Origin of the sequence: Aggregatibacter kilianii (genome assembly GCF_003129965.1) — a bacterium.
GTDB lineage: Bacteria > Pseudomonadota > Gammaproteobacteria > Enterobacterales > Pasteurellaceae > Aggregatibacter > Aggregatibacter kilianii_A.
The window spans coordinates 1-716 of record NZ_NRCJ01000037.1 but is presented as its reverse complement, the minus strand read 5'-3'; the positions used below and the strand labels follow the sequence as shown (position 1 = coordinate 716).

Genomic DNA, 716 nt, shown 5'->3' with positions numbered 1-716 from the left:
CGACGATTGCGCCAATGCCAGACCTGTGGGAAATATTTCATGATGGTTTCCGCGCCACCCTGCGCCCAACGTAAACGTTGTTTGTAAAGTCCTTTCATGCTTTCCGGCATCAGCACCCAACAAAGGGCACGCGGTTCGTACATGATGTTGTAACCGGCAATTTGGATTTTCCAACTGATGTCGATGTCTTCGGTGATCATGTTGGTGCTCCAACCGCCGATTTCATCCATCACATCTTTACGGAATAAACAGCATACGCCTGACACCGTGAAAATCGTCCCCATTAAACCTTGAGCACGTTTAATCAAACCGATGATGGAGCTGAATTCTGACACCTGTAAACGCCCTAAAATGGTGCTGCGGTTACGCACGCGTGGGTTGCCTGTAGTAGCGGCATATTTCGGGTCTTTCTCTAGGGCTTGTACCATGTAATCCAAGGCGTAGTAATCCAGCACGGCATCGCCGTCGATACAGGCGACATATTTGCCTTTAGCAACGGTCAAGCCGTGATTCAATGCGCTGGCTTTGCCTTGGTTTTCTTGGTGTAATGCCGTAATTTTCGGTTCTTTTGCCGCCCAGCGGTCAATGATTTCACCGGTGTTGTCTTTACTGCCGTCATTAATAAAAATGAGCTCGTAATTCGGGTATCTCAGCTGCAATAAGTGCGGTATGGATTCGTCGAGATTATCGCCCTCGTTATAACAAGGCACCATGAG

Annotated in this window: 1 protein-coding gene; it reads right to left on the bottom strand. The window is 48.5% G+C overall.

What is annotated here, in order from left to right; all coding sequences use genetic code 11:
• A partial coding sequence (gene pgaC / locus DK430_RS13090) for a poly-beta-1,6-N-acetyl-D-glucosamine synthase (RefSeq protein WP_109079480.1) occupies positions 1-716 on the bottom strand: 716 nt, incomplete at both ends.